Source organism: Marinomonas sp. G8-14, from assembly GCF_055808935.1.
Map to the genome: position 1 here is coordinate 2,637,099 of NZ_CM147891.1, position 26,221 is coordinate 2,663,319.

The 26,221-nt window shown below is 44.3% G+C and carries 25 protein-coding genes, 1 tRNA gene and 3 pseudogenes; 17 read left to right on the forward strand and 12 right to left on the reverse strand.

Annotated features, from left to right (window positions below; all coding sequences use genetic code 11):
* Nucleotides 1-12 precede the first annotated feature (12 nt).
* A complete protein-coding gene (locus AC0L6V_RS13495) occupies nucleotides 13-1,728 on the forward strand; it encodes a SulP family inorganic anion transporter (protein ID WP_265218226.1) in 1,716 nt (571 codons plus the stop codon).
* 20 nt (nucleotides 1,729-1,748) lie between these two features.
* Here the strand turns inward: AC0L6V_RS13495 and AC0L6V_RS13500 are convergent, their stop codons facing one another.
* The 4 genes from AC0L6V_RS13500 to AC0L6V_RS13515 form a co-directional block, all read right to left on the reverse strand.
* Nucleotides 1,749-2,321: a DedA family protein gene (locus AC0L6V_RS13500; RefSeq protein WP_409418658.1), complete on the reverse strand. Its 573-nt coding sequence runs from the start codon at nucleotides 2,319-2,321 to the stop codon at nucleotides 1,749-1,751.
* A gap of 171 nt (nucleotides 2,322-2,492) precedes the next feature.
* On the reverse strand, nucleotides 2,493-2,996 hold the full coding sequence (locus AC0L6V_RS13505) for a GNAT family N-acetyltransferase (protein ID WP_409418659.1): 504 nt from the start codon (nucleotides 2,994-2,996) through the stop codon (nucleotides 2,493-2,495).
* A complete protein-coding gene (locus tag AC0L6V_RS13510; protein WP_418138356.1) occupies nucleotides 2,993-3,949 on the reverse strand; it encodes an amidohydrolase in 957 nt (318 codons plus the stop codon). Before AC0L6V_RS13510 ends, AC0L6V_RS13505 begins: the two co-directional genes overlap by 4 nt.
* Nucleotides 3,873-4,154 carry a hypothetical protein gene (locus AC0L6V_RS13515; protein WP_418138357.1) on the reverse strand — a complete coding sequence of 94 codons (282 nt, stop codon included), beginning with the start codon at nucleotides 4,152-4,154 and terminating at the stop codon, nucleotides 3,873-3,875. Before AC0L6V_RS13515 ends, AC0L6V_RS13510 begins: the two co-directional genes overlap by 77 nt.
* 314 nt (nucleotides 4,155-4,468) lie before the next feature.
* Here AC0L6V_RS13515 and AC0L6V_RS13520 point away from each other — a divergent pair, with 314 nt between their 5' ends.
* Nucleotides 4,469-6,091, forward strand: a complete 1,623-nt coding sequence (locus tag AC0L6V_RS13520; RefSeq protein WP_265218222.1) for a methyl-accepting chemotaxis protein — start codon at nucleotides 4,469-4,471, stop codon at nucleotides 6,089-6,091.
* 328 nt (nucleotides 6,092-6,419) lie between these two features.
* On the opposite strand, the gene argH is transcribed toward AC0L6V_RS13520, so the two are convergent.
* Nucleotides 6,420-7,820, reverse strand: coding sequence for an argininosuccinate lyase (argH, locus tag AC0L6V_RS13525; RefSeq protein ID WP_409418661.1), 1,401 nt, complete (start codon nucleotides 7,818-7,820; stop codon nucleotides 6,420-6,422).
* 156 nt (nucleotides 7,821-7,976) lie between these two features.
* Here argH and hemC point away from each other — a divergent pair, with 156 nt between their 5' ends.
* The 5 genes from hemC to AC0L6V_RS13550 all read left to right on the forward strand — a co-directional run bounded on the left by hemC (nucleotide 7,977) and on the right by AC0L6V_RS13550 (nucleotide 12,155).
* Nucleotides 7,977-8,900: a hydroxymethylbilane synthase gene (gene hemC, locus AC0L6V_RS13530; protein WP_265218221.1), complete on the forward strand. Its 924-nt coding sequence runs from the start codon at nucleotides 7,977-7,979 to the stop codon at nucleotides 8,898-8,900.
* A 20-nt stretch (nucleotides 8,901-8,920) separates the two neighbouring features.
* A complete protein-coding gene (locus AC0L6V_RS13535; protein WP_409418662.1) occupies nucleotides 8,921-9,673 on the forward strand; it encodes a uroporphyrinogen-III synthase in 753 nt (250 codons plus the stop codon).
* Between the two features lies 1 nt (nucleotide 9,674).
* Complete coding sequence (locus AC0L6V_RS13540; RefSeq protein WP_409418663.1) at nucleotides 9,675-10,928, forward strand: uroporphyrinogen-III C-methyltransferase; 1,254 nt, start codon at nucleotides 9,675-9,677, stop codon at nucleotides 10,926-10,928.
* A complete protein-coding gene (locus AC0L6V_RS13545; protein WP_418138358.1) occupies nucleotides 10,925-11,851 on the forward strand; it encodes a heme biosynthesis HemY N-terminal domain-containing protein in 927 nt (308 codons plus the stop codon). The genes AC0L6V_RS13540 and AC0L6V_RS13545 overlap by 4 nt, the downstream gene beginning before the upstream one ends.
* Nucleotides 11,852-11,969: 118 nt before the next feature.
* Nucleotides 11,970-12,155, forward strand: a complete 186-nt coding sequence (locus AC0L6V_RS13550; protein ID WP_265218216.1) for a hypothetical protein — start codon at nucleotides 11,970-11,972, stop codon at nucleotides 12,153-12,155.
* Nucleotides 12,156-12,228: 73 nt separating this feature from the next.
* Here the strand turns inward: AC0L6V_RS13550 and AC0L6V_RS13555 are convergent, their stop codons facing one another.
* The 3 genes from AC0L6V_RS13555 to AC0L6V_RS13565 form a co-directional block, all read right to left on the reverse strand.
* A complete protein-coding gene (locus tag AC0L6V_RS13555) occupies nucleotides 12,229-13,596 on the reverse strand; it encodes a methyl-accepting chemotaxis protein (protein WP_418138359.1) in 1,368 nt (455 codons plus the stop codon).
* Nucleotides 13,597-13,867: 271 nt separating this feature from the next.
* A complete protein-coding gene (locus AC0L6V_RS13560; protein WP_418138360.1) occupies nucleotides 13,868-14,410 on the reverse strand; it encodes a hypothetical protein in 543 nt (180 codons plus the stop codon).
* 424 nt (nucleotides 14,411-14,834) lie between these two features.
* Entirely contained in the window at nucleotides 14,835-15,020 is a 186-nt protein-coding gene (locus tag AC0L6V_RS13565) for a hypothetical protein (RefSeq protein WP_111608957.1), read from the reverse strand.
* 91 nt (nucleotides 15,021-15,111) lie between these two features.
* On the opposite strand from AC0L6V_RS13565, the pseudogene yaaA reads away from it, so the two are divergent.
* A pseudogene (yaaA, locus tag AC0L6V_RS13570) lies at nucleotides 15,112-15,895 on the forward strand (peroxide stress protein YaaA).
* Nucleotides 15,896-15,941: 46 nt separating this feature from the next.
* On the opposite strand, the gene prmC reads toward yaaA, so the two are convergent.
* From prmC to hemA, 4 genes and pseudogenes are all read right to left on the reverse strand, one after another.
* Nucleotides 15,942-16,613, reverse strand: coding sequence for a peptide chain release factor N(5)-glutamine methyltransferase (gene prmC, locus AC0L6V_RS13575; RefSeq protein WP_418138361.1), 672 nt, complete (start codon nucleotides 16,611-16,613; stop codon nucleotides 15,942-15,944).
* Between the two features lie 28 nt (nucleotides 16,614-16,641).
* A pseudogene (locus AC0L6V_RS13580) lies at nucleotides 16,642-16,782 on the reverse strand (peptide chain release factor N(5)-glutamine methyltransferase); the annotation flags it as partial.
* A 51-nt stretch (nucleotides 16,783-16,833) separates the two neighbouring features.
* Nucleotides 16,834-17,922: a peptide chain release factor 1 gene (gene prfA / locus AC0L6V_RS13585; RefSeq protein ID WP_265218212.1), complete on the reverse strand. Its 1,089-nt coding sequence runs from the start codon at nucleotides 17,920-17,922 to the stop codon at nucleotides 16,834-16,836.
* 3 nt (nucleotides 17,923-17,925) lie between these two features.
* Entirely contained in the window at nucleotides 17,926-19,194 is a 1,269-nt protein-coding gene (gene hemA / locus AC0L6V_RS13590) for a glutamyl-tRNA reductase (protein ID WP_409418666.1), read from the reverse strand.
* A gap of 221 nt (nucleotides 19,195-19,415) precedes the next feature.
* Here hemA and AC0L6V_RS13595 point away from each other — a divergent pair, with 221 nt between their 5' ends.
* From AC0L6V_RS13595 to AC0L6V_RS13635, 9 genes and pseudogenes are all read left to right on the forward strand, one after another.
* A complete protein-coding gene (locus tag AC0L6V_RS13595) occupies nucleotides 19,416-20,528 on the forward strand; it encodes a tetratricopeptide repeat protein (RefSeq protein WP_265218211.1) in 1,113 nt (370 codons plus the stop codon).
* 44 nt (nucleotides 20,529-20,572) lie between these two features.
* Nucleotides 20,573-21,190 (forward strand): tetratricopeptide repeat protein, encoded by a 618-nt coding sequence (locus tag AC0L6V_RS13600; protein WP_265218210.1) that lies wholly within the window; start codon nucleotides 20,573-20,575, stop codon nucleotides 21,188-21,190.
* Nucleotides 21,187-21,765: a lipoprotein insertase outer membrane protein LolB gene (gene lolB, locus AC0L6V_RS13605; protein ID WP_265218209.1), complete on the forward strand. Its 579-nt coding sequence runs from the start codon at nucleotides 21,187-21,189 to the stop codon at nucleotides 21,763-21,765. The genes AC0L6V_RS13600 and lolB overlap by 4 nt, the downstream gene beginning before the upstream one ends.
* A 6-nt stretch (nucleotides 21,766-21,771) precedes the next feature.
* A complete protein-coding gene (ispE, locus tag AC0L6V_RS13610) occupies nucleotides 21,772-22,626 on the forward strand; it encodes a 4-(cytidine 5'-diphospho)-2-C-methyl-D-erythritol kinase (RefSeq protein WP_265218208.1) in 855 nt (284 codons plus the stop codon).
* A gap of 85 nt (nucleotides 22,627-22,711) precedes the next feature.
* Nucleotides 22,712-23,659, forward strand: coding sequence for a ribose-phosphate diphosphokinase (locus AC0L6V_RS13615; RefSeq protein WP_265218207.1), 948 nt, complete (start codon nucleotides 22,712-22,714; stop codon nucleotides 23,657-23,659).
* 69 nt (nucleotides 23,660-23,728) lie between these two features.
* On the forward strand, nucleotides 23,729-24,307 hold the full coding sequence (locus AC0L6V_RS13620; protein ID WP_265218206.1) for a 50S ribosomal protein L25/general stress protein Ctc: 579 nt from the start codon (nucleotides 23,729-23,731) through the stop codon (nucleotides 24,305-24,307).
* Nucleotides 24,308-24,326: 19 nt separating this feature from the next.
* Nucleotides 24,327-24,908 (forward strand): annotated as a pseudogene (gene pth, locus AC0L6V_RS13625) (aminoacyl-tRNA hydrolase).
* Between the two features lie 25 nt (nucleotides 24,909-24,933).
* Nucleotides 24,934-26,025 carry a redox-regulated ATPase YchF gene (gene ychF, locus AC0L6V_RS13630; RefSeq protein WP_265218205.1) on the forward strand — a complete coding sequence of 364 codons (1,092 nt, stop codon included), beginning with the start codon at nucleotides 24,934-24,936 and terminating at the stop codon, nucleotides 26,023-26,025.
* Nucleotides 26,026-26,139: 114 nt separating this feature from the next.
* Nucleotides 26,140-26,214 (forward strand) — tRNA-Gln (locus AC0L6V_RS13635).
* Nucleotides 26,215-26,221 lie beyond the last annotated feature (7 nt).

Consider the following 26,221-nt stretch of genomic DNA (forward strand, 5'->3'; position numbering starts at 1 on the left):
CGAGAGCTCACAATGATTATTGAACGTTTCATTCCCGCTCTGTCTTGGCTAAAAACCTATCACCGTGGGCAGTTTAGCCAAGATGCCACGGCGGCGTTTATCGTCACCATGTTGCTGATCCCTCAGTCACTGGCTTACGCCATGTTGGCTGGGGTGCCACCAGAAGTCGGCTTATATTCCAGTATCTTACCTTTGGTTTTGTACGCTTTGTTTGGCACCAGCACATCATTGTCGGTTGGCCCAGTTGCCGTGGCGTCACTCATGACGGCGACATCTCTTGCGGTGATTGCTGAACAAGGCACGGCTAGCTATTTAACGGGCGCGATCACTCTCGCACTATTGTCTGGCGCCATGTTGATTATTATGGGCGTCATGAAGCTCGGCATGGTCACTAACCTGCTGTCTCACTCCGTGATTTCTGGCTTTATTTCCGCTTCAGGAATCATCATTGCGCTCAGCCAGTTAAAGCACATTCTGGGCATCCAAGCCCATGGTGATAATGTTGTTATGCAATTGCTGTCTATGCTGGAAAACATCGGTCAATTTAAACCCATGACCTTTGTGATTGGCGTTTCTGTCATCGCCTTTTTGCTGTTGGCTCGTCGTCACGCGAAACGCTTTTTGATCATGCTAAAGGTTCCCGAAGCATCCGCGGCATCATTGGCGAAAACCGCACCGATTCTTGGCGTGCTTTCTAGCCTTGCGGTTGTCTATCTGTATGATCTGCAATCCCATGGTGTCGCCATTACAGGCCACATTCCGGCTGGGTTACCGAATTTGGTATTCACCTTGCCATCGCTGGAATTGATCAAAGCACTGGCTTTGCCTGCGTTGATGATTTCGATCATTGGCTACGTCGAGTCCATTTCAGTTGGCAAAACGTTAGGCGCTAAACGACGTGAAAAAGTCAAACCCAACCAAGAACTCATCGGTTTAGGTGCGGCCAACATCGCATCGGGTGTATCTGGTGGTTTTCCGGTGACAGGTGGATTTTCGCGTTCTGTAGTGAACTTCGATGCCGGCGCGGTGACTCAACTTGCCAGCATCATGACAGCGCTCGGCATTATGATCGCGTCTTTATTCTTAACGCCCATGCTGTACTTTTTGCCCAAAGCCACACTCGCGGCAACCATCATTGTGGCCGTCACAACCCTGATCGATTTCTCTATCTTGAAAAAAACCTGGCTGTTTTCTCGCAGTGATTTCTATGCCGTGCTCGCGACTATTGTGATTACTTTGTTGCTGGGTGTGGAAGTTGGCGTAGCTTCTGGCGTAGCGCTGTCCATTGCCTTGCATTTGTATCGCACATCCAAACCGCACGTGGCCGAAGTTGGCTTAATCAAGGGTTCAGAGCACTTTCGTAACGTAAAACGCTATGAGGTAGAAACCTCACCTCAGCTGCTTTGTTTGCGACCAGACGAAAGCCTGTTCTTTGCCAACGCGACCTTTTTGGAAGATCACATCATCGACACCATAAGCCAACGCAAAGAGATTAATCATGTGGTGATTCAATGCAGCGCGGTGAATGAAATTGATTTCAGCGCCTTAGAAATGCTAGAAGCTCTTAACCTGCAATTGAAAAGCTTGAACATTACACTCTCGCTTTCGGAGGTGAAAGGCCCAGTGATGGATCACCTTGAATGCAGCGGATTCCTGCAACACCTCAATGGCAGAGTGTATTTATCACAATTCCAAGCGTATCAAGATATTACCCGAGCGACAAAGTAAGTAAACTTGGTATGACAAGTTTACTTAGACGCAGCTGGCATTTTTACTGTCCGCCACCCCAAATACGACAATGCAACAAAGATAAATAACAGCACAACACTAAACATGCCCCACTGCTGGCTGACAAGGTTTTCTAACGTTCGACCAAAAAGGAAGCCAGCTCCGGTTAATATGGCTGTCCACAGGGCCGCGGATGCGGCATTGAGGCAAGTAAACTTAATCCATTTTATCTCGGTCAAGGCCACGGGTATGGCGCCAATCGTTCTCATGCCCTTTGGGTAACGATAGATAAACATGTAAATTAGCCCATAACGATCAAGCAAAAGCTTTGCATTACTGGCGAGTTTAGCCAGCCTAGGTCGAGTAATAATAAAGCCTTCGCCATAGCGTCGCACCCAGTAAAAACGCAACTCATCCCCTAGGTAGCCACCACAAAACACCACCAACATCACCAACGATAAATCTAAGTACCCATATTGCGCAGCCATCCCTGCAAATAATGGCAAAGCACCGCTCTTCATCGAGCAATATAAAAAAAGCAAAACATAAGCAAGGTGCCCATATTCGTCGAGTAGATTGAGCAAAACATCCATTACATACCCTTTTTATTGAATTTGTCCCATGATGACTTTGGAAAGACATGAGACACAAAGTAAGGTGTAGAGTTCAGGAAATGATTAAGATTTAACGCAATTCAACATCCTTGGGCGGTTGCTTTTTGAATAATGAGACTTAGTGTGAACCTACCCAACCTTAGACAACGACTACTCTAATTTGTATTCTAAAATAGCTGTTTTTCTTGAGCCTACGGATCGTTTGCCTGGATCAGAAAAGGTGTCAACAACTTGGAAACCGGCTTTTCTCATCATGCCAGCAGAGGCTAAGTTCTCTTCGTGTCGCTCAATTAATACAACACTAGCTCGCTTTTCTTTGGAGCTTTCTATACAGCACTCAAGCAATTTCGTAGCAATACCTTGACCAGAATACGCACTAGAAACCACAACATCACCGATATAACAAATGTCATCCAAAGCGTAATATTTAGCTAAATAATCGGGACTCACCTCACCGTCCATCAACACAGCAAAGCCGACAATCTGCTCATTATCCACGGCAACCATAACCATCGCCGAACCTTGCTCAACCAGAGCGAATTCAGTCTCAACACTCTCTTCGGTTAAGTAATTCCATTTATTAGGACCTTGATCCCAAAGTAACGCTTTCACATCGGCAAGTTCTTCTACAGCAGCCGGTCGAAACACGATCATGCTAAAACCTCCAAACCATTTATTTGATGAATAATATCCAAAAATAGATCTCGACCCACGGGAATCAAACCATCAGGAAAGTCGTAGTCAGGGTTGTGCAATTGTGGGCTTGCTTGCCCAGCGCCTAAGGCAAACATGGCGCCTTCTTTTGCTGTCGCGGTAAACTGACCAAAGTCTTCTGACCAACGCATCGGCTCATCCAATAGTACAAAAGGCGTTTGCGTTGTTTCACACGCATTGACCACTAAATCACAACCTAGTTGAGAGTTAACGCTGGCTTGAAACACATCATCGTATTCAAACGAAATGCTTAGGTTTTCACTCTTTGCCACGGCTTGAGAAAATTGCTCGGCTTCTTCTATTAAAGTTTGCATGCCTTCATTGCTTTCACTGCGCAACGTCACCATGACCACCGCATCGCCCGGTGCTGTACCAAAGGCAATTTCGCCTAATTTGGCGTGGATAACCGTTACCCAGTTTCGACCAACGCCTGCTTGATGCGAAATCTTTGCTGGCAGTGAGTTTAGCTCTTGGATAATTTGGCACATGGCATTGGCAGGACTGACACCATTTTCAGGATGCGCCGCGTGGGAAGTTTTGCCTTTTAGATGGATAATCATGCCCCGAGACGCACAATTAAACGTCCCCGCTCGTACCGCAACCTTGCCCAGCTCTAAGCCAGGGTAATTATGCAGAGCAAATGCATAATCAGGAATGACAGCCGCAAAACGCGCATCGTTTACGACTTGAATCGCTCCCATACCGGTTTCTTCTGCCGGTTGAAAACACAGCACAACACGTCCCTTCTTAGGACGATGTTTCGCCAACTCCGCACCCAACGCCGTTACGATACTCATATGTCCATCGTGACCGCATTTATGAGAAACGCCTTTCACTTGTGAGCGATGCGCAAAACTGTTGGTTTCTTGGATGGGCAGTGCATCGAGTCTCACTACGGATCAAAGTCGTCGGTCCACTTTCAGCCCCATTGAAGACAAACGCTAGCCCCGTTCCGCCGAGATCGGTAATAACTTCATCTGGCAAGAAAGCTTGAAACTCATTGAAAATTCGAACCGCCGTGGCTTGCTCTTGATTAGATAGCTCAGGGTTCTGATGAAGGGTTTTACGTAACGCGATTAACTCATCAACAGATTGCATGGTTGGGCCTTTGAAAATAGGTAAGTAAAAATAGGTAAATCAGGATGAATAAGTCGAAATTATCCCAATGAGCGTCAAGCATTAAATAATAATGCGCCATAAAACCACAAATGTCATCACGCACTAAAACAAGGCATTGAGAAGCATTTTTACTGCTGCGATATAGATGTTAAGAGTTTGCAAATCATAAAAAGTAAGGCCCAAACAGGCCATTTAACTCAGTATTCATTTTTCATCAGCCAGTCACACACCTTGGCTAATATCTTGCTTGAATCCCCATGTAATTCAAAAACATATGACTAGGATGAAACAATATGACTCTTACCAATCTTAAAGTAAGTCAGAAATTGTGGATATTGATCAGTACGCTGGTGGCTCTTCTGATTGTATTTGAAGGTATCGCATATAGCGGTTTGTATAAGGAGCAACTCGACAATCGTAAACTGCAAGTTAAAGAACAAGTAAGTAACGCCCATTCATTACTCGTCTACTATGCAACACAAGCCCCGATCCTAGGTGAAGAAGAAGCCAAAAAACAAGCCTTAGCAGCCTTATCTGCATTGCGTTTTGGTGACGGTGGATACTTTTGGGTAAATGACATGGATACAAACTTAGTCATGCACCCTTTAAAGCCTGATTTAAACGGCAAAAACATGAAGAATGTGACCGACCCCAATGGCAAACATCAGTGGCAAGCCATGGTTGATGTGGTTAAAAAACAGAACGAAGGCTATGTGGAATATGCCTACATAGGTCCTAATGTGACAACACCAGAAGAAAAAGTATCCTATGTCAAAGGTTATCAACCTTGGGGGTGGCTGATTGGTAGTGGTGTTTTTTACAGTGATGTAAAGTCGGATTTTTGGTCGACATTTACTCAGTCTGCGGTCATTGAATCAAGCTTAATTCTACTCGCCTTGATATTAAGCGTGATTACGGTGAGAAACATTACTCGCCCACTAAAACTGGTGACGACTCACCTGCAACATATTGCTGAGGGCGATATGACCAAGCAGCTGAATTTGGCCCGTGGTGATGAAATTGGCTTACTGGCCAGCGCTGCCAATACCGTCTCTGCATCACTAAACACCACATTAACAAGAGTGGCCCATGCCATTGTTGAACTACAAACGGTTTGTGTCACTATGCACAGTAATTCTATGCACACGCAACAAGGCATGAATCAACAATTCCTCGAAGTTGAGCAACTTTCTTCTGCCATGAATGAAATGTCTCAGTCGATTAATCAAGTGGCACAACACGCTAAAGATACGGCCGACCTGTCTCAATCAGCACATAATACAACGCTAAAAAGCAATCGAGACATCAATACAACCAACAACAATATTCAAGATTTGACGCAAAAAATGATCAGTGCAAACGAGGTCATTAACCAATTACTCGCACAAACAAACGACATTGATTCTGTGCTCGGTGTGATTGGCGCCATTTCAGAGCAAACCAATTTATTAGCATTAAACGCCGCCATTGAAGCAGCTCGTGCGGGCGAAACTGGACGCGGCTTTGCAGTCGTCGCGGATGAAGTCCGTACTCTTGCTAGTCGTACTCAAGGATCAACGGTTGAAATCCGAGCCATTATCGAAAAGCTGCAAGAGCAATCGAAATCCGCTTCATCCTCCATGTCTGCCAGCACCCAACAAGCAGGCCAAGGCGCAGAGAGCCTAGGTGTTGCCGTTGAGAACCTCAAGACCATCTTAGAGCAAATTGATGATGTTTCAGGCCGTAGCATGCAAATTGCCTCCGCGGCGGAACAACAAGGTGCTGTGGCAGAAGAAATAAACCACAGTTTAATGGGAATCCGAACCGTCTCAGAAAAAGTTTTGGAAGACTCTCGTCAAGTTTCGCAGAGCAGTAAAATGATCACTGACATGACAGACGCCTTGAGCGATCAAATCAAAAAATTTCGTTTTGCTTAATCTGGTTTAATGTCACAGCGCTTAATTTCACAATATAAAGTAGAATCAAAAAGGTGTGCCGATGCGCACCTTTTCTTTTGCAGACGACGAAAAGATCATGCATCAAGCTAACGAGTCTTTTTTACTTCCATACAGTGGACACTAAACACTAAAGTTCTCAAGTAAATCAATCCCTGCTTGCCAGCGTCCAAGATGACGATCCGAACCTGCTCTATCTGAAGTTATTGCTCTAAAGGCCCACCTACAAAAACAAAAAAGCGAACCGAAGCTCGCTTTTTTGTTCACATGTCTACATCATTTACGACTTAGAGCAACACCTGAGGCGTATTTATCTTGTCGCAAGATCCACTTTGGCGCGTTCAACCGCTTGCAGTACTTGCGCAGGGGCGGTTCCACCGATGTGATTACGAGCGGCAACGGAGCCTTCAAGCGTCAAGACGTCAAACACGTCCGCTTCAATCATGCTACCGAAAGACTGCAGTTCTTCCAAAGTCATTTCAGACAAATCTTTGCCCGTTTTTACACCGTAACCGACGGCTTTACCGACCACTTCATGAGCATCGCGGAACGCCACGCCATGACGAACTAAGTAATCAGCCAAATCGGTTGCTGTCGAAAATCCACGACGCGCCGCTTCGTACATGTGCTCTTTACGAGATTCAATGGCAGGGATCATATCCGCAAAGGCACGTAAAGAACCTTTTAGCGTATCGACGGTATCAAATAATGGCTCTTTGTCTTCTTGATTGTCTTTGTTGTAAGCCAAGCATTGTGACTTCATCAGGGTTAACAGGCCCATTAAATGTCCATAAACACGACCTGTTTTACCACGCACCAATTCTGGCACGTCCGGGTTTTTCTTCTGCGGCATGATAGATGAGCCCGTGCAGAAACGGTCTGGCAGATAAATAAAGTTAAACTGAGCCGACACCCACATCACCATTTCTTCTGCCCAACGAGACATGTGCATCATGATAATGGAAGCCGTGGCGGTGAATTCGATGGCAAAATCTCGATCGCTTACCGAATCTAAAGAGTTATAAGTCGGACGTTCAAATCCTAACAATTCTGCTGTCATATGGCGGTCAATGGGATAAGTCGTACCAGCCAGCGCGGCCGCACCAAGTGGCAAAATATTAATACGCTTACGACAATCCACCAAACGCTCGTAATCACGCTGCATCATTTCGTACCAAGCCATTAAATGGTGACCAAAAGTCACTGGCTGTGCTGTCTGTAAATGCGTGAAGCCAGGCATAATAGTGTGTGCTTCTTTTTCCGCTAGGCTCAAAATACCTTGTTGTAAACGAGTAATTTCCTCAAGTAAGAAATCCACTTCGTCACGCATGTAAAGACGAATGTCCGTCGCCACTTGGTCATTACGAGAGCGACCGGTGTGGAGTTTTTTGCCTGTAATACCAATTTTTTGTGTCAAACGCGCTTCAATATTCATGTGAACATCTTCAAGCTCAACTGACCATTCAAACTCACCTCGGGCAATTTCGCCCTCGATTTCAGTCAATCCCTGAATGATCTGATCTCGTTCTTCTGCGGTTAAAACGCCAACGCTCGCGAGCATTTTGCCATGGGCAATCGACCCTTGAATATCCTGTTTCGCCATACGTTGATCAAACTCAACGGACGCGGTAAAACGTGCCACAAAAGCATCGACAGGTTCAGAAAAACGACCACCCCATTGCTGGTTCGTGGTTTTATTAGTATCAGTCATTCGGTTGGTTCCCACACAAATTCAAACAGTTGCCAAGAGTACATTAAGCGCTTCGACTTATAAAGCATTGAAAGATGACGGAGTACGCCTTAGCGAGTATCATTAGCACAAACAATGTTAAGATATTTATCCATCGACACGTCATGAGGAGATGCAGTGAAAGATAAAATTGTGATCGCGACCAGAGAAAGCCAGCTAGCCCTTTGGCAAGCCAATAACGTCAAGGCGCAACTAGAAAGCCTCTACCCAGAGATGACAGTTGAGTTGCTTGGTATGACGACAAAAGGCGATCAGATTTTAGACTCTCCACTTTCCAAAATTGGCGGCAAAGGCCTCTTTGTCAAAGAACTCGAAAGCGCTCTTATGGACGGCCGCGCCGACATTGCAGTGCACTCTATGAAAGACGTTCCCATGGCTTTTCCTGAAGGACTAGGCTTAGCTGTCATCTGCGAACGCGAAGACCCAAGCGATGCCTTTGTATCTAATAAAGTCGCCTCTCTAGAAGAACTGCCACAAGGTGCTGTTGTTGGCACATCAAGCTTACGCCGCTCTTGTCAGTTGCGCATGAACCGCCCAGACCTAATTATCAAAGACCTGCGTGGCAATGTGAATACGCGTCTAAGAAAAATGGATGATGGCGAGTACGATGCCATTATTTTGGCCACAGCGGGATTGGTGCGCTTAGAAATGTTTGACCGAATTCGCCAAAGAATTCCTGCAGAAGTCAGTTTGCCAGCAGGTGGACAAGGTGCCATGGGCATAGAGTGCCGTTCTGACGATGTGCAGACCATTCAATTACTTACTCCTTTACAACATGAAGAAACGGCCATTCGTGTTACCGCAGAGCGCGCCGTAAACGAACGTCTCAATGGTGGTTGCCAAGCCCCTATTGCTTGTTTTGCCGTCTTAGAGGATGACATTATTTGGCTAAGGGGATTAGTGGGTAGCCCCGATGGTAAAACCATGATTGAAGGCGAAATCCGTGGTCACAAAGACGATGCCAAGTCACTTGGCGTACAATTAGCTGACGACTTACTGGCACGTGGCGCTGACGTCATTCTTGACGCCTTATATAAATAGATGAAATAGGCGAAACATTGGTGCAAGACTGTCATATTCTTATCACTCGACCAGAACCAGAAAACACGCTTAGCTGTGAGCGTATTGTTACCCATGGCTGGACAGCGGTTCCTTTACCTATGCTGGACATAGCGCCCATAGAAGACGCGCAACAACGAGCGGCCATACGGTCACAGATTTTTGATATTGATACGTTTCAATATGTCATTTTTGTCAGTAAAAATGCGGCACGACTGGCAGCGGATTGGCTGGATACCTGTTGGCCCATGTTACCTGTCGGCGTACATTGGATTGGCATCGGACAAGGCACAACGCAAGCGCTTCTGGAAGCCGGGATTCCAGCTATTTCGAATCCCGGACATACAACAGAAGCCTTACTTGAATGGCTGAAACCGGCCAAAATGAAAGACCAAAAAGTACTAATTATTCGAGGTCTCGGTGGTCGGCCAGAATTAGGTGATAAACTGGAAGAAAGAGGGGCAAAAGTCCATTATCTGTCACTCTATGAAAGAAAAAAGCCACACTACACGGCTCAAACTTTCTTCATGTTGCCCGATATACATTTAATATGGGTAACCAGTGGAGAAGGCTTACATCACCTTTCAGAATACGCAACAAAACATAAGCCTGAGTGGAAAACGCTCCCTATATTGACACCGAGTAGTAGAGTAAATCAGCAAGCAAAAGAAATGGGCTGGATACATGCCTCATGCGCAGATGGCGCTGACGATAATAGCTTGATCAAAGCGACGGAATTTCACATAGGAAAATAGAATGACTGAAAACAACAAGCAAGATCAACAGGTAGACGGCGCTATTGAAGCTATTCAGACAACGGCCGAGACAGAATCTGCGTCCAGTGAAACGAAAACGCCCTCTGACACAAGCACGCAACCCTTGTCTTCAAACACTGTGTTTGCCTCCGTCTCGCTCGGCATTTCGCTTATTGCTTTGGCGACAAGCGGATGGCTGTATTATCAAAGCACACAAAGCACGCTGCAAAATGAAATCGCTATGTTGGTGGCGTCTCAATCCAACCTAGAAAATACAATCAGCACAAACACGGTTAATAAAGCGCAACTTAATCAGCTTATTGAGCAGGTTTCTCAGTCAGAACAAAGCATCCAAAAACAGACAGAGCAATTCTCTGCGACACAACGGCAACAAGATGACAAACTGACCTCGTTTGAGAGTAAGCTAAACCAAATTAATAACACCACCAAAGAAGATTGGAAATTAGCAGAAGCAGAATATCTGATTCGTCTTGCCAATCAGCGCCTATTACTTGAGTCAGACAACAATGGTGCCGTCACACTGCTTAGCAACGCGGACGACATTCTTAATGAATTAGAAGACCCTATTGTTTTTGCAACACGCAAAGCCCTTGCCAAAGACATTCAAGCCTTAAAGTCTCTCAGTCAATTTGACCTAGAAGGTGCTTATCTCAAACTGAATGCTTTGTACGACAATGTGAAAACCTTGCCTCAGCGGGAGCCATCGAAAGAGTGGCAAGCCAATGCGGCAGAAAACAGTGCCACAGATAATTCAGCTATCGACACAGCAACAGGAAAAATCGCCTCTGCATTGAGTAGCTTTTGGCAGTCTATTCGCTCCTTAGTGGTGATTAACTACCATCACAAACCCATCACCGCACTACTTCCTCCTGCACAATACCAGCAACTTGTGACAGGCATTCAGCTGCAATTGGACATCGCTCAAGTCGCCCTCATAAAAGGTGAACCCGTTATTTACCAACAGGCATTGTCTCGTGTTGCCAACGCCACCACAGAGCACTTTGACACCCAATCTAACAATGTCGTTTCATTTCTGGCTAACTTAACGGCACTACAAGAGTTAAATCCATCCCCTGATTTACCCTTGCCGAGAGACTCATTAATAACCATGAAAGCATTAATGAAAGCGTGGAATCAACGCGGAAATAATGACTCTTCAGCTGAAAACACACAGTCTCAAACAGGGGTAGAGCCCCCCATCACAACGCCAATTGAATCCGGAGACAAGTTATGAGAAAACTTCTCTTTCTACTGGTTATCATGATGGCGATAGGCAGTGTCTTAGGGCTGCTAATGCGTCAAGACAGTGGTTATGTCCTTATCGCTTATAACGGCGTTACCATTGAAACCAGCTTATGGGTTTTGATTACCGCTATGGTCATCACGCTATTTGTTATGAGCTGGATAAAGCGAATTTTATTTATTCTGCTAAGACCCAGTAACTCCTTAGCCAAAGTCACCGGTAATTTAGCGCAAAAAAGAGCGTCTCGAAACACGATTCGAGGCATGCTAGAACTGGTGGGAGGAAACTGGAATAAAGCCGAGAAATTACTGACCAACAGCGCTGAAAAAGTACCTTACCCATTAATAAATTATATCAGTGCCGCCTACGCTGCCAGCGAACAAGACGAACCAGAACGTTCCAAGGCTTTATTGCGTTTAGCACATCAATCCACACCTGAAGCGGAGTTTGCAATTGGCTTTGCACAAAGCCAAATTCAAATAAAGCAGCAGCACTATGAAGGGGCACTCGCCTCTCTTTTGCGTTTGCAAAAGCTAAAACCAAAGCACAAGCAAGTCTTAAAAATGCTCGTCACGGTATATACCCAACTCAAAGACTGGGATGCCTTACTGTCTCTGACACCCACACTCAAAAAAGACGGCATTTTTGACGACGACAATATGCTAGAACTAGAACGAAATGCTTTTTTGGCTCTGCTTGATAAAATCAAATTCCGCAACAAGCTAGGGCAAAATAAAAACGAATTAGTGGCTGAAGTGGAAAGTCTATGGAACAAACTAGACACCTTATCGCAAGACGATAGAATGCGACAATTATACGCTCAAACCTTAATTCATTTTGGTGATGACACAAAGGCCGAAAGCTTTATTCGTCATAGCTTAAATCATAAATGGTCTGAAGAGGCTCGTTTATGAATACGGTAATATCAAACAGGACAGCATAAAAAAATTATTAAGTAACTGTGAAAACTGGCTCAAAAAAGAGCCTGCCAGTGCCAATTTATATCTTGTTTGCGGCCGCCTAAGTCAATCTATGATGTTATGGGGTAAAGCGAGAGATTACTACGAACAGGCGTTGTCATTGAATACACAAAGCGAAGCGCTGGCAGAATTAAGCCGTTTGCTAAAAGCGATGGGAGATACCAAGGCAAGCCAAGAATTAATGATGATTAACTTACGGTATGCCAGTAATCAGCTAAAACCGCTGCCACTTCCTTAACGTTAATAAAATACCTGCAATAAAAAACGCGATTAATACAATAATCGCGTTTTTTTAGCATATTACTCTTATATTATTTAAACCGGACAACTAATTCGTGCATATTTTCAGCGACATTCAACAATTCACGAATACTTTCACTGGATAAATTAGATTTCTCTGAGCTTTCTATTGCCAAATCAGAAATACGTACTACCTGACGATTAATATCCTCTGAAACATGAGCCTGCTCTTCTACTGCTGCTGACATTTGCATCGCCATATCGCTAATATTGGATACCGCTCCAACAATGCTTTCAAACGAAAGTTCCATTTCTGTTATCTTGCCTAAGCCTTCTACGGCGTCTTGCTTGCCTTGATTCGCAATGACTACCGAATTTTGAGCGCCACTACGTAACGTTTCTATAATATGATGAATATCTTTTGTCGATCCTTGGGTTCTTTGTGCTAACTGACGAACCTCATCCGCGACGACGGCAAAACCACGCCCATGCTCACCAGCACGAGCCGCTTCTATGGCTGCATTCAACGCTAATAAGTTAGTTTGCTCGGCAATCTGATCGATCATTTGTGCCACTTGAGCTATTTTCTCGGAGTGATTGGCAAGCTCCTGTACGGTGGCGCTAATATCCGTCACGGTTTCACTTAATTGCCGAATCGAAAGGCGCGTTTCTTGCACAACTTTTTGGCCAACCTTTGCCGATTCAAAAGAAGACTTCGCGCTGTCTGCTGTCATCTGAACATGCTGGGCAACATCATTAATTGTCGTGGTCATTTGCTGCATCGCAGCAGCAACATCCTGTGTTTCGTGTTGCTGACTAACCATGCCTTTTGTTGTCTCAAGAGTAAGCTGCAAACCAATTTTAGACTGTTCAGATACTTTCGAAGACTCATCCTCAAAACGTGTACGTATTGCATCCATCCTAGACAACAAACTTTTCACACCAACGTCTAATGTTGCAATATCCAGCGTTCGGTCAGAGTAAGTCACCCCAGCCAAAGGGTGCAAAAACGATGTCGATAGACGTTTCCTCAATACCGCCTGCAACCGAGAATAGTCAAACCAAAATAGACCGTTGGCAAGTAAACTCGCAACGCCTAACACAATAGCACCATAGGCAATATTAACGCTCGCGAAAGCCCCTGCGACCACAAGACTGATAACAGGTAAAACAAATTTCCAAGAAGTAAATACGCTTGGCATGACACGCTTTCCAAGGGTAATGCGTTTATATACCTTCTCAGCTCTTGCAACATCTTCGCGTTTAGGAACCGTTCTTACGGACTCATATCCCACTACTTTTCCAGAATCAGTCACAGGTGTAACGTAGGCATCAACCCAATAAAAATCCCCGTTTTTACAGCGGTTTTTGACCAGTCCCATCCAAGCTTTTCCTTGTTTTAACGTTTCCCACATGACTCGAAATGCTTCTTCAGGCATATCAGGGTGGCGTACAATATTGTGAGGACTACCAATTAATTCCTTTTTTCAAAACCGCTGATTCTAATAAAAGCCTCATTACAATGAACAATATTGCCCTGTAAATCAGTGGTGGAAACCAGCTTTTCCTCTTTGGAAAACGTCTTTTCTTGATTCGTAACGGGAGTATTTTTACGCATTGCACCATTATCCTTAAGCAAACCCTCTGGGCGTATGTATTTTTAATTGTAGGCGAGAGTCTAAATAAGACTAGAAAATAGAATCTTCAATTTTATTTTAGTAAGGTTTTATTTAACCAGCGAGTAAAGACTGGTAACAAATATGTAGGTATTTGTAAGGCCCCAGCGAGGGGAAGAAAGGCAGGCCCCAAGAGTATTCCTGCAATACTGTAAGTCAGTAACACGTTCCTGTTCCCAGATGTAATCGCAGCGGTTAATGCTATCGCCTTGCCTTGTTTTCTATACACAAAATAAGACAGAGCAAAAAACAAAGCGCACAAAGCACTCGCTATAATGAAATAATTCAGTGCCAGCATAGGATCATGATCAAATAAGACACGGAAACTCCCTACAAGCCCAAAAGGAAACGCAAATACCAACAAAATAGTATAAGGCGATATTTTCATAAGAAATTGATTGAGTGCTATTTCAGGGCAAAATCGATGAACTAAAAAAGAAAACAACATAGGGCCAAATATAAACACCACTAAGCGAACAAAATAATTTGTCCAATCTAATGCAACACTTTGTGTTTGGAAAAACACTAAGGCAATAAAAATAGAGATGGGTAAAACCAATGTCGTTGCAATTGTCATGGCCATCGCCTGCATACTGTCGAAACCTAGCGCTCTTACAATGGCTGGCGTAGCAAACAAAGAGCCCCGTCGCAGCAACAGCAACCATCGCCAACAAGAGATCCGCATCAAGTGACAGCCACCAGCCAATCACACTGACAACCCCCATACACACAGCTGAATGCAACACAGCGTAGAGCCATATTTGACGACTGCTTAACCGTTTAATTAATTCATTCTGCTTCATCCCTAATAAGGTTAGAGACATCAGCGTAAACAGCACGATAGGTAAGAAAGGGAAAAACGCTAACGATACAGTGGGAAGCAAGAAACCCAGTATAGCAAACACAAACATACAAGGCAGGGAGTGACGAACAAGGAACACTAACATGGGTTAAACCCCTTATTGGGCAGCCCAGAATAAAAACAACAAAAGTTTATCTCATTATTTTTTTGAGCCACTGTAGATTTTATTATTTTCAGGCAACTCAGCAAGCTCCAACACCCAATCAGCACGTGCTTCATCAAACGCAGCCCTAAGAGCCATTAACTCATCACTGGAGGCAAGAGAAACCTCTTTTTCGTCACCACCACGACGAGGGGAAGGGAATGGTATCAGATTATTCTTCATAAATTCTCTCTATTAGCGCATTGTCTGGATATTTATCGGCACTCTATGGATAATCTTTAACAAACGCAATGATGAAGCAAATGGAATCCTTATGAAGTTTTTAATATCCCCCGCTAAAACACTGGATCTGACCTCAACCCCCAGTATTGATCTATTCAGCCAACCAGAGCTGCTAGACGAGTCTCAAACACTCATAAATACCATCAAACCCTATTCACCTGCGGATATCGCTTCACTGATGAAGCTTAGCGATAAACTAGCCACCTTAAATGTATCGCGCTATCAAGAGTGGCAACAAGAACACACACAAGACAATAGCCGACCTGCTATCTATACCTTTATGGGCGATGTCTACACCGGACTCGACGCTTATTCTTTAAATGAGAACGACATGGCATACGCACAACAATCTTTACGTATTTTAAGCGGTCTATATGGGCTGTTGAAACCATTGGATCTCATGCAAGCTTATCGCCTGGAAATGGGCACCAGCCTAAAAAACCCTAGAGGTGAGAATCTTTATCAATTTTGGGGGGACATCTTAGTGAATAAGATCAATGACCTACTTGATAAAGACGAGTTGCTGGTCAATCTGGCTTCAAACGAGTACTTTAAAGCGGTTAATAAGAAAAAGCTGATTTCCCCGCTCATTACGCCAAACTTTCTTGATGAAAAAAATGGCAAATTTAAGGTTATTAGCTTTTACGCCAAAAAGGCTCGCGGTTTGATGGCTCGCTATCTGATCGAAAACCGTTGTGAGACGTTGGATGAGGCTCAAGGCATTTGACCTTGCGGGTTACCGCTACGATCCACAACAGTCAACCAAAGACAGCCCTGTATTTATTCGCCCTGAAAGCGCGCAACCAAAAAAATAGCGACCCAACAAACGAAGTGTGTGCAATACAGTAAGCACTCACTTCGTTATTTATATTGGCCTATCGTGACTCGGTCATTCCCACCAAGATCTTGGAAGCTTTTTATTGAGACAAACCCTGCTTCGCGCAATCGCTGCTGAACGGCTAAAGCTTGATCATAACCATGCTCGAACACTAGATAAGCATTTGGTGCCATATAATCAGGTGCCTGCTGAATGATGTGCTCAATGTCAGCCATACCCTGTTTATCTGCCACTAAGGCACTTTTTGGCTCAAAACGCACATCGCCTTGTGACAAATGCTCATCATTAGAGTCAATGTAGGGCGGATTCGATACAATCAAGTCGAATGACTCACTCGTATCCAAAACATCAAACCAGCTACTCTGAACAAATCTTACATTGCTAATGTGATTGCGTGATGCATTACGCTTAGCTAGGGCGACCGCGTCTTCGATCAAGTCCACACCAACTACATTTGCGTTAGGTAATTCAGCCGCCAACGCTAAAGCAATCGCCCCCGTGCCTGTACCAAGATCTAGAATTCGATTTGCTTTGTTAATATCCAGTACAGACAAAGCGACTTCGACTAGCCTTTCCGTATCGGCACGAGGAATCAGAGTACAGGGCGCGACTTCTAGGTCTACAGTCCAAAATGCTTGATGTCCAAGTAAATAAGCAATGGGACTCACCACGCTCTCGACGCACCAATAAAACATCAAATCGCTCAATATTAGCAGACTCTACCGTCTTATCTGGCCAAGTATAAAAATACGATGTCGATACCTTCAACACATGAGCTAGCAATAGCTGGGCATCCAACTGAGCTGTATCAGAGACAAAAGTAAGGCGCTCATAAGCGCCTTTTAGTAGTTCATCAATTCGCATGAGCGATGATTACCTTAAGTTAGAAACAGTGGGGACTCATTACGCCACCGATTAATTATCACCACTTAGCGCAGCGAGCTGCTCAGCTTGGAATTCGTTGACTAACGGGTTAATCAACGAATCCAAGTCACCTGCCACGATTTCGTCTAATTTATAGAGCGTTAAATTGATACGATGATCCGTAACACGCCCTTGAGGGTAGTTATAGGTACGAATACGTTCCGAACGGTCACCCGTTCCCACTAAGGATTTACGGGTTTCAGATTGCTCGCTGGCAGCTTTTTCTTGTTCAGCAGCCAATAAACGAGACGCCAGCAATGACATAGCCTTTGCGCGGTTTTTATGTTGCGAACGCTCTTCTTGGCATTCTACCACCACACCGGTTGGTATGTGCGTCAGACGAATCGCTGAGTCCGTTTTGTTAACGTGCTGACCACCCGCTCCTGAAGCACGGAATGTATCAATACGTAGGTCTGATTTATTGATAATAATATCATCGACCTCGTCCATCTCAGGCATCACAGCAACAGTACAAGCAGAGGTATGGATACGACCTTGAGACTCCGTCGCAGGAACACGTTGTACACGATGAGCGCCGGACTCAAATTTCAGCTTAGAATAAGCGCCATCGCCCACAATACGAGCAATGACCTCTTTATAACCACCATGCTCACCATCGCTGGCGCTGACGATTTCCACTTTCCAGCCTTGAGTTTCTGCATAACGTGAATACATGCGGAACAAATCACCCGAGAAAATTGATGCTTCGTCACCACCCGTACCAGCACGCACCTCTAAAAAAACGTTACGTGAATCATTTGGATCTTTAGGCAACAGCAGTTTTTGCAAAACCAGTTGCAATGCCTCTTTTTGTGCTTGTCCAGCTTTGTACTCTTCCACACCCATTTCTTTAATATCTGGGTCGGAGTCTGTCATCATCAACTCCGCTTCAGCGATGTTTTCGTCTATTTGCTGAAAGTCATTAAAACATTTCACCACCGGCTCAAGTTCCGCATACTCTTTTGAATAAGCGCGAAACAAGTCTTGATCCATGATCACTTCTGCCACGCCTAATAGCGCTGACAGTTCGTCATAACGATCGGATAAACTTTCTAACTTTAACTTAATGGATTCTTTCATTTTTTAGTTATCTTTTTCTTCGTAAATGCCCAATACATTTGAGGCAATGGTTAATGCGTGTTGATCGGCCTCTGCGCCAGCATCACGCAAATAGCGCGTCGGAGCATGAATGAGCTTATTCATTAAACCATGAGCGAGTTTATTCAACACCTGCTCTGGTGACTGTCCCATCTCAAGACCCTTGAGTGCTTTTTCTAATTCTGTATTTTTAATCGCTTCAGCAGATTGCCTAAAATTAACAATCAAATCAGAGACTTTTCTGGATTCCACCACACGACGATAAGACTCGACGCCTTCTTCAATCATTTGTTCTGCCGCTTTCGCTGCATCTTGCCTTGCTCTGACGTTTTCTTCAATCACTGAATGAAGATCATCCACCGTGTAGAGGTAGGCATCGTTAACCTCGTCCACTTCTGGCTCAATGTCCCTAGGGACGGCGATGTCAATTAACAGCATAGGAGAATGTCGACGCTTTGACGTAGCACGCTCAACCATACCTTTACCAATAATAGGTAATTGGCTAGCCGTAGAAGAAATCACTATATCCGCTTGCGACAAGTAATCCCCAATCTCTCCTAGCATAATGGCTTCTGCATTCAGCTCATTTGCTAGAACCTGTGCTCGAGCCAAGGTTCGGTTGGCCACTATAATACGCTTGATACCATTTTCTTTAAGGTGTCTTGCGACCAGCTCAATGGTTTGTCCAGCCCCAATCAATAATGCGGTACTGTTTCTGATATCCGCAAAAATACGTTGAGCCAAACTCACAGCCGCAAAGGCAATAGACACGGGATTTTCACCAATCGCGGTATCGGTACGAACACGTTTAGCAACCGAAAAGGTACGCTGAAATAAGGACTCTAATTCAGGCCCTATGCAAGCCCCTTCCTGCGATACGGCATAAGCAGACTTCACCTGACCAAGAATCTGCGGCTCACCAAGAATAAGAGAGTCGAGTCCCGAAGCCACTCGCATAATGTGGCGTACACTGTCATCATTTGCATGTGTATAGCAATATTGCTGCAACTCAGGCAAAGCAATACCATGATATTCACTAAGCCATGCGATGACGTCATCAACCTTACTAAAATCTTCAACAGAACAGTAGAGTTCTGTTCGATTACAGGTCGAGACAATAACAGCTTCATTAGCTCTCTTCTCAGAGATCAAGGAAGACAAGGCATCGATCATTTTTTCAGGCGCAAAAGCCACACGCTCGCGTATCGAAACGGGCGCGGTTTTGTGATTGACACCTACGGTAATTAGCGGCATTAAAGGCTCTTCTCAAAGATCGAGATTTAAGGTAATGACAGGAGCATCCATTGCCCTAACATGACTCTTTACATAAAGAAGACATATTATACGAGAAATTCACTTTTTTGCGCACCCCATATAAGCAATAAAAGTAATAGGATTAGTTTATAGTTATGACTAACATAACGAGTCGCTAGCGATACCATAAGGGTTATATGAATTTAGCATCGAGAAAACACATGCCTTCTGTTTTAGGCCATACACAAACAGCATCATACACAAAAAAGCTCTTTACCCTTTTGGCGCTTATTGGTCTTCCTTTGATAAGTGCCTGTAGTTACAACACAATACAACAATCCTCTACCCCCTTAAATACACAATCAGCCTCTGACGAAACAGACTCAAGTAACAGTAAGATAAAAGAATTGCTGAATGCGGAGTTTATTCTACAACGGGAAGGCCCAAATAAAGCTTTTGAGCCTTTTTATGAACTGGCCCAACAATCAGGTGACACTGCACTAATTAAGAGACTCACCTACATCGCTGTTGTTTCACAAAATGACCTAAATATAGAGCGAAGTGCAAATTTATGGCTCTCCGAAGCGCCTACAGCAGAAGCCGCCTATGCACTAAAACTACAAGTGTTGATCAAAGGAAATCGTACAGAAGAGGTCGCGACACTTCTAACAAACGCCATAAGATATAAGGTTTCTTTGCGTTTTCTTCCAGCCTACCTTGAAGATAACGTTCGCGACAACGATCAAGTAAGTACCATAGAAGCAGCCATAGCAGAACTACCGCCCGAGTCAAAAAACAACCAATATGTGCAGCTAAGCCATGCGCACATATTATTACTATCTGGTGAATATGAAGCAGCCATTGAAACCGCAGAGCGTTTACTAATCCGTGTCAACAGTGAAAAAACCGAAGCACTCTATTTGATACTGGCATTCAGTCAAAAAAACCTAGGGCAAATTGATAACGCCGTTAAAACGTTACAAGCGGCTGCTCAGCGTTTCCCGCAGAACAGCAGAATATTAGTACCTTTGATGGATTTCCTTGTTGACAATAATCAGACTAAAAGCGCCGTCGATACATTTCAGCAAGCCAATTTGGAGACACCAGAAAAGCTACAAGTTGGCATCAACTTAATGCGCACTTTACTAGAGTATGAAAAGCCGCAATTAGCCATCAACATTGCGAACAATCTTCCCAAAGAACAGCTCGGCTTATCTGATCAGGTTGAATTTTTAAGGGCCATTGCGCTTGCTCAGCTAGGGAAAAACTCGCAAGCCATAAATGTCATGCAAAAGGTGGGGGAACCTTACGCACAAATGCGACCAACCAAATAGCATTATGGCTTTACGAACAAGGCAAGGAAGCAGACATCAACACTATGGTGTTAAATCGAACACACCGAGAAGATATTCCTGAGCAAATTGCTGCAATCAGTCAAATTCACGAAGAGAATGGAAACACTCATTTATCCTATGAATTACTCAGCGAAGCACTGCTTTTATTTCCGGACTCTGATGCATTGCGCTATCAAAAAGCATTATTGGCAGACGCGCTTGGTCAATGGGATGTGACAGAAAGCGAACTTAAAACGCTATTAGAAAAAGACCCTGAAAACCCTCAATACCTTAACGCTCTTGGTTACACGTTACTGGTCCGTACACAGCGCATTGATGAAGCCATGATTTATATAGAATCTGCTTATGAAAAAGCGGACAGCGATCCTGCCATTATTGACAGTCTTGGCTGGGGCTTTTTCCTGAAAGGCGAATTAGAGCAATCTTCTTACTATCTAAAAAAAGCATGGTCTATTTTACCTGATGCTGAAATTGCCGCACACTATGGTGAATCATTATGGAAGCAAAGACATTACAAGGAAGCCCTAGAAATTTGGAAAACCGCTTTAGAGGCATCACCAGATACACCACTTTTACTTGATACAATTAAGCGACTTTCACCGTCACTACTTGAAGAATCACAACAGGATACACCATCATGAACTATCGCTTACTCAGCCTTTTCGCTCTTACTATCCTTATCAGTGCCTGTAGCTCCAGACCAACAGGACCGGTTATACCGCCACCGGATAGTGTGGCCGCTATTTCAAAATGGGAAACATCCGGTCGAGTGGGTATACGAACTAAAGAAGACGCAGTGTCAGGTAATTTTAATTGGCAAAAAGACCCAAAGACTTTCGCCCTAAGTATTGTAGGACCCTTTGGCCAAGGGGCCACTAAGCTAGACAAAAATCAAGATGGTGTTGTCACCTTGGCCTACGAAGATACGGTCGTAACAGGCACTGACCCTGCTACCTTGTTACAACAAGAACTTGGTTGGGAGTTCCCAGTTGAGCAGGTTACTTATTGGATTAGAGGTCTGGCGGCACCCAATTCACCATCACGCATATCTCAAGACCCAATCAGCAAATTGCCCAACACTATTCAACAAGATGGCTGGTTAATCACCTATAATAACTTTACAAAAATCGACGGTTTATCCTTACCTCAAAGAATGCAGGTATCGAATCCGCCTTTTAGGGTCAATTTAATTATCAATCAATGGACTATTCAGTAACTAAAAATGCAACTACCTTCTCCTGCGAAATTAAATTTATTTTTACACATTACAGGGCGACGAGAAGACGGCTACCATGAGCTGCAAACCGTATTTCAGTTTATTGATTTATGTGACACACTCGACTTTGCCTTAACACACAACAACCAGATCACTATTTCACCTATTATTGAGCAATTACCTACCGAAGATAACCTTGTTTATAAGGCAGCAAAATTGCTCACACCATATAAAAAAGATCCCTCTTTCGGTATAGATATTACTCTGACAAAACAATTACCTATGGGAGGAGGAATCGGCGGTGGCAGCTCAAACGCAGCCACAACTTTACTGGCTTTAAATGTCCTTTGGGAATGCCATTTATCATTAGAAGAACTAGCGATACTTGGTGTCAAACTAGGTGCCGACATCCCGGTATTTGTTATGGGTTTTTCAGCCTTTGCTGAAGGGGTTGGAGAAAAACTGCAAAAAGTCGAGCTAGATACGCCCTATTTTTTGCTTGTTAAGCCCAATTGCCATGTCTCAACTGGTCAAATTTTTACCGATAAATATTTGACAAGAGACACCCCTCCCCTCAGAATATCGCACGCCTTGAAGCTGGGTGGGCATAATGATTGCTTGGACGTGGTGATAAAGCACTATCCTGAAGTAAGTGAAGCGTATTCGTGGTTGAAAGACCATGGTGACGCAAAGCTAACAGGGACAGGCGCTTGTCTCTTTCTCGCCTTCGATAATATGCACGACGCTGAGCGAGTAAGATCGTCTACACCGACAAAGTGGCAAAGTTGGATTTGCCGTGGCTGTAACACTTCTCCAACACACGATGTGCTAAACCAGTGGATTGAGCAAAATAGGAGCTAGTGTGCCTGTATAAACACACTTTTCCCAGCCAGTCTTTTCTTGGCTAATCAATAGTCATCGCTATAAAATACAAAGGGTATATACAGTGTCCAAGTTGATGGTTTTTACCGGTAATGCAAACCCTGAACTCGCTCGCAGGGTGGTACGCCGCCTAGGGTTACCTATTGGCAACGCGACCGTAGGTAAATTTAGCGACGGTGAAATTACGGTCGAGATCAATGAAAACGTTCGAGGTAAAGACGTTTTTATTATTCAATCGACATGCGCCCCTAGCAATGACAATTTAATGGAATTGATCGTCATGGCCGACGCTTTACGTCGCGCCTCTGCGACTCGAGTAACAGCCGTTATTCCATATTTTGGTTATGCTCGCCAAGATCGTCGTGTGCGTTCTGCACGGGTACCTATTACAGCAAAAGTGGTTGCCGACATGATTTCTGCCGTGGGCATCAACCGTGTGTTAACGGTGGATTTACACGCAGACCAAATCCAAGGATTTTTCGATATCCCAGTTGATAACGTCTACGCCACACCTTTGCTGCTTGACGATTTGCAGCGCCAAGGCCATGAAAACATTACGGTGGTTTCTCCTGATGTTGGCGGTGTTGTTCGTGCTCGCGCTTTTGCAAAATTACTAGATGATGCGGATTTAGCCATCATAGACAAGCGACGCCCTCGCGCTAACGAAGCCCAAATCATGCACTTGATCGGTGACGTAGAAGGCAAAACTTGTGTTTTAGTGGATGACATGTGTGACACAGGTGGCACATTATGCGCTGCCGCTAAAGCGCTAAAAGAACACGGTGCCGCAAAAGTATTGGCTTACTGTACTCACCCAGTACTGTCTGGCAAAGCCATTGAAAACATCCGAAATTCCGTGCTTGATGAGTTGGTCGTGACTGATACCATCCCATTGACACAAGAGGCGCTTAATTGCCCTCAAATACGCCAATTGTCGATGTCTGACATTATGGCGGAGGCTGTTCGTCGCGTATGCAATGAAGAGTCTATCAGCGCCATGTTTGGGGCCTAAGCCAAACACTAACGCTCGGAACGGGTCGCATTTCTGGGCACAAACTTTATTAATTATTAGGAAAATACCATGTCATTATCTATTAATGCCGCAGCACGTACTCAAGAAGGTAAAGGTGCGAGCCGCCGCCTTCGTAACGAAGGCCTAGTGCCAGCTGTTATTTATGGCGGTGATACTGCTCCAGTATCTATCTCTTTCAAAGACAACGAGCTACTTAAAGCCGTTGCTACTCCAGGCTTCTTAACTGGCCTAGTTGAAGTAACAGTTGAAGGTAAAACTGAACAAGTTCTTGTTAAAGCATTGCAACGCCACCCATCAAGCGGTGCTATAATGCACATGGACCTACAACGCGCTCAAGCTGACAAAGTGATCACTACTCGTGTTCCTTTAAGCTTCATCAACGCGGCACAAAGTGAAGGTGTTAAGAGCCAAGGTGGTCGTTTGACTATCGAATCTAAGCTAGCTGAAGTGCGTTGTTTGCCAGCTAACCTTCCTGAAGTATTGGTTGTAGACGTGATCAAAGGCCAACTTGATCAAATTTTCCACTTGTCTGATGTTATCCTTCCAGAAGGCGTAGAGCTTGTGTCTTTGCTTAAAGGCGAAGATCATGACCAACCTATCGCTCGTATCGGTAAGTCTAAACGTTAAGATCATTGAAGGCAGCATTGTGGCAGGTTTTAGATTATTAGTCGGCTTGGGAAATCCAGGCAGCGAGTACGAGAATACTCGCCACAATGCAGGCGCTCAGTGGATTGAGGCATTGGCTCGTCAGAGCCAATGCGCTCTTCGCCTAGAAAAAAGTTTTTTGGCCAATTTGGTAAAGTTTATATAGCTGGTGAAGAGTGCTATCTCCTGATTCCCACCACCTATATGAATTTAAGCGGTAAAGCGGTTCAGGCCGTATGTCAATTCTATAAAATCCCTCCTGAAGAAATCCTTGTGATTCACGATGAACTTGATATTCCCGGGCACAGTTAAATTAAAGCAAGGTGGTGGACATGGTGGGCACAACGGACTAAAAGATATTATTGCAAAGCTGTCAAATAATAGAGAATTCGGCCGCCTAAGAATTGGCATAGGGCATCCTGGCCATGCAAGCCAAGTCGCCAATTACGTGTTAAAAAAAGCGGCGCCAGACGACTATGCAAAAATAGAACAAACAATCGACGAATCATTACGTTATGTTGATGACATTGTATGCGGCAAGTTAAATGCCGTCATGAATCAGCTTCATAGCTTCAAAGCATAATCATTTAATTATTAGGAATCTCACTATGGGTTTTAATTGCGGCATCGTTGGGCTACCTAACGTTGGTAAATCGACTCTATTTAATGCATTAACCAAAGCAGGTATTGGCGCAGAAAACTTCCCCTTCTGTACCATAGAGCCAAATGCTGGTGTGGTTGCCATGCCAGACCCACGTCTAGACGCTTTAGCTGCCATAGTGAAACCAGAGCGTGTATTGGCAACAACGATGGAGTTTGTTGACATTGCAGGCCTAGTAGAAGGCGCTTCAAAAGGCGAAGGCCTTGGCAACAAGTTCCTTGCCAACATTCGTGAAACCGATGCCATTGCTCACGTTGTTCGTTGCTTTGAAGACGACAATGTTATTCACGTTTCAAATCACGTTAACCCAAAACTAGATATTGAAGTCATCAATCTTGAGTTAATCTTTGCCGATATCGAATCCATCGAAAAACAACTTTTCCGTACAGCCAAAAATGCGAAAAGTGGCAACAAAGATGCCATCGCCCATAAAGCATTTCTTGAGCGCATCAAAGAACATTTAGAAAATGGCTTGCCCGTTCGCGCTATGGACATGTCTGATGAAGAGAAAAAAGAAGTTCGCTCACTTCATCTCTTAACCACAAAACCAACCATGTACATCGCAAACGTAGCAGAAGATGGCTTTGAAAATAATCCACATCTTGACCAAGTACGCGCCATTGCAGAGGCAGAAGGTGCCATGGTCGTTCCTATCTGTAATCAGCTTGAAGCAGAAATCTCTGAGCTAGACGCAGAAGAGATGCAAGAATTCCTAGATGAAATGGGTATGGAAGAGCCTGGATTGGATCGAGTCATTCGCGCCGGCTATGAATTACTAGGCCTTCAGACCTACTTTACAGCAGGCGTCAAAGAAGTCCGTGCTTGGACCATCAAAAAAGGCGCAACAGGCCCACAAGCTGCAGGTGTGATCCACACAGACTTTGAAAAAGGTTTCATCCGTGCTGAAGTAATCAGTTACAATGATTTCATTCAATATAAGGGTGAAAGTGGTGCCAAAGAAGCTGGAAAATGGCGCTTAGAAGGGAAAGATTACGTCGTAAAAGACGGCGATGTGATGCATTTCCGCTTTAATGTTTAAGAGATAATAAAACATTTTAAGAAAAAGACTTGACCCATTAACAAGTTATATGAATAATATCGCGCCACAGAGGCAGTCGATCATTTTATGTAAACTGTTTTTTTGTTAGTCTGTTGGGGTATCGCCAAGCGGTAAGGCAACGGGTTTTGATCCCGTCATGCGTTGGTTCGAATCCAGCTACCCCAGCCAACAGACA

What these genes read in the sequence shown, in the direction of transcription:
- AC0L6V_RS13505 (WP_409418659.1), bottom strand. Translation starts at nt 2,996, where the DNA reads ATGATCGTGTTTCGACCGGCTGCTGTAGAAGAACTTGCCGATGTGAAA.
- AC0L6V_RS13545 (WP_418138358.1), top strand. Translation starts at nt 10,925, where the DNA reads ATGAGAAAACTTCTCTTTCTACTGGTTATCATGATGGCGATAGGCAGT.
- AC0L6V_RS13550 (WP_265218216.1), top strand. Translation starts at nt 11,970, where the DNA reads ATGATGTTATGGGGTAAAGCGAGAGATTACTACGAACAGGCGTTGTCA.
- AC0L6V_RS13560 (WP_418138360.1), bottom strand. Translation starts at nt 14,410, where the DNA reads ATGACAATTGCAACGACATTGGTTTTACCCATCTCTATTTTTATTGCC.
- AC0L6V_RS13520 (WP_265218222.1), top strand. Translation starts at nt 4,469, where the DNA reads ATGACTCTTACCAATCTTAAAGTAAGTCAGAAATTGTGGATATTGATC.
- hemA (WP_409418666.1), bottom strand. Translation starts at nt 19,194, where the DNA reads ATGCCGCTAATTACCGTAGGTGTCAATCACAAAACCGCGCCCGTTTCG.
- AC0L6V_RS13620 (WP_265218206.1), top strand. Translation starts at nt 23,729, where the DNA reads ATGTCATTATCTATTAATGCCGCAGCACGTACTCAAGAAGGTAAAGGT.
- AC0L6V_RS13600 (WP_265218210.1), top strand. Translation starts at nt 20,573, where the DNA reads ATGGTGTTAAATCGAACACACCGAGAAGATATTCCTGAGCAAATTGCT.
- ispE (WP_265218208.1), top strand. Translation starts at nt 21,772, where the DNA reads ATGCAACTACCTTCTCCTGCGAAATTAAATTTATTTTTACACATTACA.
- AC0L6V_RS13555 (WP_418138359.1), bottom strand. Translation starts at nt 13,596, where the DNA reads ATGCCTGAAGAAGCATTTCGAGTCATGTGGGAAACGTTAAAACAAGGA.
- argH (WP_409418661.1), bottom strand. Translation starts at nt 7,820, where the DNA reads ATGACTGATACTAATAAAACCACGAACCAGCAATGGGGTGGTCGTTTT.
- prfA (WP_265218212.1), bottom strand. Translation starts at nt 17,922, where the DNA reads ATGAAAGAATCCATTAAGTTAAAGTTAGAAAGTTTATCCGATCGTTAT.
- lolB (WP_265218209.1), top strand. Translation starts at nt 21,187, where the DNA reads ATGAACTATCGCTTACTCAGCCTTTTCGCTCTTACTATCCTTATCAGT.
- AC0L6V_RS13565 (WP_111608957.1), bottom strand. Translation starts at nt 15,020, where the DNA reads ATGAAGAATAATCTGATACCATTCCCTTCCCCTCGTCGTGGTGGTGAC.
- AC0L6V_RS13495 (WP_265218226.1), top strand. Translation starts at nt 13, where the DNA reads ATGATTATTGAACGTTTCATTCCCGCTCTGTCTTGGCTAAAAACCTAT.
- AC0L6V_RS13540 (WP_409418663.1), top strand. Translation starts at nt 9,675, where the DNA reads ATGACTGAAAACAACAAGCAAGATCAACAGGTAGACGGCGCTATTGAA.
- ychF (WP_265218205.1), top strand. Translation starts at nt 24,934, where the DNA reads ATGGGTTTTAATTGCGGCATCGTTGGGCTACCTAACGTTGGTAAATCG.
- AC0L6V_RS13500 (WP_409418658.1), bottom strand. Translation starts at nt 2,321, where the DNA reads ATGGATGTTTTGCTCAATCTACTCGACGAATATGGGCACCTTGCTTAT.
- prmC (WP_418138361.1), bottom strand. Translation starts at nt 16,613, where the DNA reads ATGTTTTATTGGTGCGTCGAGAGCGTGGTGAGTCCCATTGCTTATTTA.
- AC0L6V_RS13595 (WP_265218211.1), top strand. Translation starts at nt 19,416, where the DNA reads ATGCCTTCTGTTTTAGGCCATACACAAACAGCATCATACACAAAAAAG.
- AC0L6V_RS13515 (WP_418138357.1), bottom strand. Translation starts at nt 4,154, where the DNA reads ATGCAATCTGTTGATGAGTTAATCGCGTTACGTAAAACCCTTCATCAG.